General features: G+C 49.8%; 8 protein-coding genes and 1 tRNA gene. 7 read left to right on the top strand and 2 right to left on the bottom strand.

What is annotated here, in order from left to right:
- Window positions 1-77: transfer RNA gene (locus RBK99_RS12540), tRNA-Asn, on the top strand.
- A gap of 16 nt (window positions 78-93) precedes the next feature.
- On the opposite strand, the gene RBK99_RS12535 is transcribed toward RBK99_RS12540, so the two are convergent.
- Window positions 94-1,125 (bottom strand): glycosyltransferase family protein, encoded by a 1,032-nt coding sequence (locus RBK99_RS12535; protein WP_317504942.1) that lies wholly within the window; start codon window positions 1,123-1,125, stop codon window positions 94-96.
- A complete protein-coding gene (locus RBK99_RS12530; RefSeq protein ID WP_317504941.1) occupies window positions 1,122-1,631 on the bottom strand; it encodes a phosphatase PAP2 family protein in 510 nt (169 codons plus the stop codon). The genes RBK99_RS12535 and RBK99_RS12530 overlap by 4 nt, the downstream gene beginning before the upstream one ends.
- Before the next feature lie 194 nt (window positions 1,632-1,825).
- Here RBK99_RS12530 and rsxA point away from each other — a divergent pair, with 194 nt between their 5' ends.
- From rsxA to RBK99_RS12500, 6 genes are read left to right on the top strand one after another with little or no spacing between them, the layout of a single operon-like run.
- The gene (gene rsxA, locus RBK99_RS12525) at window positions 1,826-2,407 is read left to right on the top strand and encodes an electron transport complex subunit RsxA (protein WP_317504940.1); all 582 of its coding nucleotides are present in this window, start codon (window positions 1,826-1,828) and stop codon (window positions 2,405-2,407) included.
- Window positions 2,407-2,988: an electron transport complex subunit RsxB gene (gene rsxB / locus RBK99_RS12520; protein ID WP_317504939.1), complete on the top strand. Its 582-nt coding sequence runs from the start codon at window positions 2,407-2,409 to the stop codon at window positions 2,986-2,988. Before rsxA ends, rsxB begins: the two co-directional genes overlap by 1 nt.
- Window positions 2,985-4,631 carry an electron transport complex subunit RsxC gene (rsxC, locus tag RBK99_RS12515; RefSeq protein WP_317504938.1) on the top strand — a complete coding sequence of 549 codons (1,647 nt, stop codon included), beginning with the start codon at window positions 2,985-2,987 and terminating at the stop codon, window positions 4,629-4,631. Before rsxB ends, rsxC begins: the two co-directional genes overlap by 4 nt.
- On the top strand, window positions 4,628-5,692 hold the full coding sequence (gene rsxD, locus RBK99_RS12510; RefSeq protein ID WP_317504937.1) for an electron transport complex subunit RsxD: 1,065 nt from the start codon (window positions 4,628-4,630) through the stop codon (window positions 5,690-5,692). The genes rsxC and rsxD overlap by 4 nt, the downstream gene beginning before the upstream one ends.
- Window positions 5,682-6,323, top strand: coding sequence for an electron transport complex subunit RsxG (gene rsxG / locus RBK99_RS12505; RefSeq protein WP_317504936.1), 642 nt, complete (start codon window positions 5,682-5,684; stop codon window positions 6,321-6,323). Before rsxD ends, rsxG begins: the two co-directional genes overlap by 11 nt.
- Window positions 6,320-7,000: an electron transport complex subunit E gene (locus RBK99_RS12500; protein WP_317504935.1), complete on the top strand. Its 681-nt coding sequence runs from the start codon at window positions 6,320-6,322 to the stop codon at window positions 6,998-7,000. Before rsxG ends, RBK99_RS12500 begins: the two co-directional genes overlap by 4 nt.
- Window positions 7,001-7,002: the final 2 nt, after the last annotated feature.

Genomic DNA, 7,002 nt, shown 5'->3' with positions numbered 1-7,002 from the left:
TCCCCAGTAGCTCAGTTGGTTAGAGCGGTGGACTGTTAATCCATGTGTCGTTGGTTCGAATCCAACCTGGGGAGCCACATTCAGAAGAACCGCCTATACGGCGGTTTTTTCGTTTCTGGACCAAAGCTCAGTGCTTAAGTCTGCTATTGGTCGAGTTGCCCCCGCAGCAATCCATTGCGCCAGTGCTTCTGCAACATTTGGCCAATACAGCCTTTGCGCCTCTCGTTCAGTTAACCATTGATCAATTGCACAGGTGTCTATTCGCCTCAAAACAGAGGCTAAGCTCTGCTCTGCCAATAAGCGCGCATTCCAAGTCTGCTCGAACTGCCCAGTTAACGGTTTAACCGCCAGCGATTTTCCCTGACTCAAAGCCTCACAACTGGTTTCAAAGCCAGCATTCGATAAAACAGCGGACGCTTTACTAAAATGAGCGGAAAATTTATCCCGAGAGGGAGAGTAGCACTCAATATGTCCTAATGACTGCCGGGTTAGCTTTGGATGAAAAATCGAGAACTCATAGTTATCAAGTGGCTGTAATTGGTCGATAATGTGCCTTGGATCTTCAAAAGGCAAATACACAACCACTCGCTGCATCAGGCCGCCCCCGTTACTTTCTTCAGGCCTGACAACTGGTGGAACCGTATTCCCGGTAGTAAACCAATGCATTCCCACAGGATCAGAGCAAGGAGCGAAAGACGATATCAGCTGCTGTTGCCACCACGACAAGCGGCTAAATAGCTCCGGTTCCTGAAACGCATACTGTCTGCCAAGGCCAATACATCGTATTCCTGCTTTTTTTGCTGCCCACGCTGTCACCGGCTCATAATCCGTAATCACTAAATCATAATCTTTCACTGGCAGACTTCTTACGTCCTGCCAAAGTTGCCGCCAGTCGTTCTGAAACACGGTTTTTCCTTTGCGCACACGGCCATTTTCAGTGACAAAAGATAACCCGCGACGCCATTGGTAATCCCCAAAAACGTCCATGTCGAATAGGTCGCTAACATCCCGTCCGGATATTAGGTAATCAATATCAACATCATGCTGTGATAAAGCGTGCGCCATGGTGTGGCAGCGGCTTAAGTGGCCATTGCCCGTGCCTTGTATTCCATATAGGATTTTCATAGAACCAACTCCGAGACTAAAAGAGCCAACACTGCACCGGCAACAATATCACTAGGGTAGTGAACCCCCACTACAACACGGGAAGCGCCAATGCCGGTAGCCCAAGCGAAACACACCAGCCCAGAGGTGGGGTAATAGTGATAGGTGATGATGGCAAAAAGAACCGCAGCAGCGGTATGCCCGGAAGGAAAACTAAATTTATCGCTGGCAACAATAAGCGCCGCAAAAGACAAATTTAACTCACTGGGCCGCTGCCTGCGAAAACTGTTTTTCATTATCCAGTAAACAGGAACCTGGAATAAAAAGCCGAGCAGAAGGTGAGTAAAATAGTCATCCCCGTATTCATCGGTAAACCAAGCGATTAGGGAAATAACCAAATAGGCGTAACCGTCGCCACTGCGGGAGGTTAGCAACGCAATTTGTCCGGGCATACCCTTTGCCCGTAAACCAGAGAATAAGCAATAACAATAGCGATCAAAACGCTGTAAATAACTGAGTAAGACCATGTGGTTCAAAACCCAAATTGGCTTCAGTTAGGGCCACTTTGGCAAGGCTTTATGACACTCACTGCGGATTTTCGTGAAGAAAGTATGACAATGCCCAAATTTTCTCCTAAACACCTGCCTTCTGTCTGTTGTTTATAGCGGCCAAAACACCGATAATATGCGGTCTTAAATAACCACAGTACCCGGAAAGGTAAATGACCGATTACTTACTGCTACTGATAGGCACCGTGCTGGTAAACAACTTTGTGTTGGTAAAATTCCTGGGCTTGTGCCCGTTTATGGGCGTTTCCAGCAAGTTGGACACCGCTATTGGTATGTCAGCTGCCACCACTTTTGTGCTGACACTGGCATCGGTGTGTAGCTATCTGGTCAATCAATACCTGTTAGAACCGCTGGACTTAATGTCACTGCAAACGCTCAGTTTTATTCTGGTTATTGCCGTGGTCGTACAATTTACAGAAATGGTGGTGCATAAAACCAGCCCCACGCTGTACCGTTTACTGGGCATTTTCCTGCCGCTTATTACCACCAACTGCGCGGTTTTAGGCGTGGCTTTGCTGAACGTCAACGAGCAGCACAACTTTGTGCAATCCATTGTTTATGGTTTAGGCGCCGCCATTGGCTTTTCTCTGGTACTGATTTTATTCTCAGCTCTGCGCGAGCGCTTAGCTGCCGCCGACGTTCCGGTGGCGTTTAAAGGCTCAGCTATTGCGATGATCACCGCAGGGCTTATGTCTCTTGCCTTTATGGGCTTTAGTGGATTGGTGAGCGGTTAATGAGTTTATTCGGAGCCGTTATTGCGCTGGGCTTATTAGCGCTGATATTCGGGGTGATTCTCGGCTTTGCCGCGGTTAAGTTCCGTGTCGAAAGCGATCCTATTGTCGATCAAATTGATGACATTCTGCCACAGACTCAGTGTGGCCAGTGTGGTTACCCTGGCTGCCGCCCCTACGCACAGGCTATTGCCGATGGCGACGATATCAACAAGTGCCCTCCCGGCGGCGAAGCGACCATCAAACAATTAGCCGACTTAATGGGCGTTGAAGCAAAACCGCTTGACGATGCGCATGGCGAGGAAGACGTTAAAAAAGTCGCGGTAATTCGCGAGGACGAGTGCATTGGTTGCACCAAATGCATTCAGGCTTGCCCGGTTGACGCCATCTTAGGCGCAGCAAAGCAAATGCACACGGTTATTGAACACGAATGCACGGGCTGTGACCTGTGCGTTGAACCCTGTCCGGTAGACTGTATTGATATGGTGGCAGTTAAAACACAACCCGAAACCTGGCAGTGGGATCTAGACTCCGTGAAAGAAAACATCAAAGCCAACAGCATTCCGGTAAAGGTGGTGGAATGAGCGAGCGACAAACCGCAAACCGCACGTTTGATACCGGTATTATTGGTCATTTCCCGGGCGGCGTTCATCCGCCCGAGCGTAAACAGCCAGCCAGCAGTCAGCCCATAAGGAAGCTTGCGCTACCCAAAGAGTTGATTCTGCCGGTTCGCCAACACATTGGCCCCTCCGGGAAAATTTTAGTTGCGGTAGGTGAGCACGTGGATAAAGGCCAGCGCCTGACCGAAGCAGGTATGAGTCAGGGTTTACCCTTGCACGCGCCCACTTCAGGCATTATCGCTGCTATTGAAGAGCGCCCTACTGCGCATGCATCCGGTTTGCCGGAGCAAGCCGTGGTTATCCAACCTGACGGCGAAGACCGCTGGGGTAACAAACACGCCTTACCCGACTATCACGACGTTGAAGTTTCGCGCTTACTGGAACTGATTCAAGAAGCGGGTATCGCCGGCTTAGGTGGCGCGGGGTTCCCTACCGCGCAAAAACTCGCTCAACAAAAACCGCTCAAACATTTAATTATTAACGGTGTTGAGTGTGAACCATACATCGCCGCCGACGACCGGTTAATGCAGGAACATGCCGACGACATTATTGCCGGCACTCGTATATTGCAGTACATCACTCGCTGCAATTCAGTTTTACTTGCTATTGAAGACAATAAGCCCGAAGCAATAAAAGCCATAGCCGCTGCCATTGACGACGACACACAAATAGAACTCAAAGTCGTTCCAACCAAATACCCTTCCGGTGGCGAGAAACAGCTGATTGAACTACTTACCGGTCATCAGGTTCCCAGCGGAAAATTGCCCATGGACATTGGCTTATTAATGCAAAACGTCGGTACGGCCTATGCGGTTAAGCGCGCCATAATACATGGTGAACCTTTATTAGAACGGGTGGTGACGCTAACCGGTGAGTCGCTTAAGAAACGCGGAAACGTCTGGGCGTTATTGGGCACCCCCATTCAGCACTTGCTGAACGAATCCGGCTTCACTCCGGAAAAGAAACAGCGAATTATTATGGGCGGCCCGATGATGGGCTTTACTCTGCCCAGTACTGAAGTGCCAGTCATTAAAACCACCAACTGCATTTTGGCGCCAACCGAGCAGGAACTTCCCTCTCCGGGAGCGGAGCTAGCCTGTATTCGTTGTGGTGCCTGCTCTGATGTTTGTCCTGCCACCCTACAGCCGCAGCAATTGCAGTCGTTAGCCAAAGCCAAAGACTACGACGAACTGGAAAAACACAATTTGTTCGATTGTATTGAGTGCGGTGCCTGCGCTTATGTCTGCCCCAGCGAAATTCCGCTGGTTCACTATTACCGCAAAGCGAAGGCAGAAGTACGCAACCTCGCCCGTGAAAAAGCCAAAGCGGAGCAAGCCCGTAAACGTTTTGAAGCGCGTCAGGAACGGCTGGAGCGTGAAAAGCAGGAGCGTTTGGAGCGCCATCGTAAATCGGCGGAAGCACGTGAAAAAGCACAACAGGAAAAACCGGCCGACCAGAACAAAGGTAACGAAGACAGCAGTGAAAAGCCTGCAGGTAAATCGGCGGCGGTTGCAGCTGCCATTGCCCGTGCAAAAGCCAAAAAGGCCGCTCAGGCAGCTAAAGACAGTTCAGATGAAAGCAACTCAGCCAAAGGAAATGAGTCATGAGTTTCAGAATTGCGTCATCACCCCACGGGCATAATCAACGCACCACCAGCGAGATGATGCGCTGGGTCTGTTACGCACTGGTTCCCGGTGTATTGCTACAAAGTTATTTTTTGGGACCCGGCGTATGGTTCCAAATTTTACTTGCAGTGGGCACCGCCGTGTTAGCCGAAATGGCTTGTACTATAGCTCGCGAGCGCCCGGCTTTTTCCGCTTTGCGCGACAATACCGCTATTGTTACGGCCATTTTATTAGCCATCAGTATTCCGTCACTTGCGCCCTGGTGGATCATTGTTATTGGGACTCTGTTTGCTATTGTGGTGGTCAAACAGGTTTATGGTGGCATGGGACAAAACCTGTTTAATCCCGCAATGGCGGGCTACGTATTGCTATTAATTTCGTTTCCAGTGCAAATGACTAACTGGTTGCCCGTTTCAACCATTAGTGAGCACTCGCTCACCTTGTGGCAAACACTGCATACCATTCTGTTTGAATACACACCCTCGGGTTACAGCGTCGAGCAACTGCGTGCAGGCATAGACGGCGTAACCATGGCCACCCCGCTGGATACCATAAAAACAGAACTGACTCGCGGCTATACACTAACCGAAATTTATAAAGGGCCAGAGTTCAGTTATTTTGCCGGAGCCGGTTGGCAGTGGATAAACCTCGGCTTTTTTGTCGGCGGCTTGTTACTCATTCAACAGCGCATTATTAGCTGGCACATTCCACTCGGCTTTCTTGGTGGACTCTGCATTCCCGCATTTGTCGCTCATATTTTTGCGCCAGACCTTATGCCCGGACCTATCGTACACACGTTAAGCGGTGCCAGCATGCTGGGGGCTTTCTTTATTGCAACCGATCCGGTATCAGCGGCCACATCCAACCGAGGTCGCGTTATTTTTGGGTTACTGATTGGCTTCTTAATCTTTGTTATTCGCACCTGGGGTGGCTATCCCGATGCCGTCGCTTTCGCCGTACTGCTTGCCAATATGTGCGTACCGTTTATAGACCGTTACACACGGCCTACCGTATACGGCCACGGAGACAAATATGACGTTTAACAGTATGCAGAAAAATGGCTTATTGTTGGCCGCCTTTGCCGTTGTTGCCACCGCTTTGGTTATTGGCGTGCAAATTCTCACCGAAGATGAAATTGCAAAACAACAACAGCAACAGGTACTACGCACGTTAAATCAATTAATTCCTCCGACTATGCACGATAACGATTTGTATCAGTCATGCCGGTTGCTTAAAGATCCGGCTCTTGGCAGCAGCAAAGCACAACCTTTGTATCGCGCCTGGGTCAACGATAAGCCTACCGCCCTGGCGGCCGAAATTATCGCGCCCGATGGGTATTCCGGTGCCATTCGTTTATTACTGGCCATTAAGCCTGAAGGCGAATTACTGGGTGTAAGAACCCTGCGACATCAGGAAACTCCGGGGCTTGGCGACAAAATAGAAGTTGAAAAAAGTAACTGGATAAAAAGCTTTGCGGGAAAACGTATTCGCGGTCAGGACGATACTCGCTGGGCGGTGCAACGCGACGGAGGCATGTTTGATCAATTTACCGGCGCGACCATTACACCACGCGCTGTGGTTTCTGCCGTGAAACGCGCGACGCTAAAACTTCAGCAACAAGCAGACGTTTTATTTAATGCCGACTTACCTCAGTGTCGGGAGGGGCAGCAATGAACGAATATAAAAACCTTACCAAACAAGGCCTATGGGAAAACAACCCAGCATTAGTACAGCTATTGGGTTTATGCCCATTATTAGCGGTAACGGCATCAGTAACCAACGCTATGGGCTTAGGCTTAGCCACTTTATTCGTGTTAGTCGGCTCTAATATTACCGTGTCTCTGGTTCGCAGTTTTGTGCCTTCGGAAATTCGCATTCCGGTGTTTGTTATGGTTATCGCTACCTTCGTGACCATTATTCAATTATTAATGAACGCCTACGTATTTCAGCTGTATCAGTCGCTGGGTATCTTCATTCCACTCATTGTGACGAACTGTGCCATTATTGGTCGTGCCGAAGCCTATGCCTCTAAAAATCCCTGGCAGCGGGCCGCGTTTGACGGGCTGGCCATGGGCGTCGGCTTTGCGTTAGTGCTGATGGTATTAGGCGCAATGCGCGAAATTATTGGCAACGGCACATTGTTTGATGGCGCCGAGCTGCTCCTGGGTGAATGGGCAGCACAATTACGAATTGAACTGTTCACCGTTGATTACCCTTTACTGCTGGCCATACTGCCGCCCGGAGCGTTTATCGGCATGGGCTTTATCATTGCCTTAAAAAATAAAATTGACGCCGTACTAAGCGCTCGGGCAGAGAAGAAAACCGTTACCCGTGCACGGGTCACTGCCTAACA

The organism is Idiomarina solivarensis (assembly GCF_033052755.1).
In the GTDB taxonomy this organism is placed as follows: domain Bacteria; phylum Pseudomonadota; class Gammaproteobacteria; order Enterobacterales; family Alteromonadaceae; genus Idiomarina.
Note: the sequence above shows the minus strand (reverse complement) of the source record. Positions and strands in the feature narration are given on the sequence as shown.

Excerpts from the sequence above, each read along its gene's own strand:
- rsxA (WP_317504940.1), top strand. The coding sequence starts at position 1,826 with ATGACCGATTACTTACTGCTACTGATAGGCACCGTGCTGGTAAACAAC.
- RBK99_RS12535 (WP_317504942.1), bottom strand. The coding sequence starts at position 1,125 with ATGAAAATCCTATATGGAATACAAGGCACGGGCAATGGCCACTTAAGC.
- rsxC (WP_317504938.1), top strand. The coding sequence starts at position 2,985 with ATGAGCGAGCGACAAACCGCAAACCGCACGTTTGATACCGGTATTATT.
- rsxG (WP_317504936.1), top strand. The coding sequence starts at position 5,682 with ATGACGTTTAACAGTATGCAGAAAAATGGCTTATTGTTGGCCGCCTTT.
- RBK99_RS12530 (WP_317504941.1), bottom strand. The coding sequence starts at position 1,631 with ATGGTCTTACTCAGTTATTTACAGCGTTTTGATCGCTATTGTTATTGC.
- rsxD (WP_317504937.1), top strand. The coding sequence starts at position 4,628 with ATGAGTTTCAGAATTGCGTCATCACCCCACGGGCATAATCAACGCACC.
- rsxB (WP_317504939.1), top strand. The coding sequence starts at position 2,407 with ATGAGTTTATTCGGAGCCGTTATTGCGCTGGGCTTATTAGCGCTGATA.
- RBK99_RS12500 (WP_317504935.1), top strand. The coding sequence starts at position 6,320 with ATGAACGAATATAAAAACCTTACCAAACAAGGCCTATGGGAAAACAAC.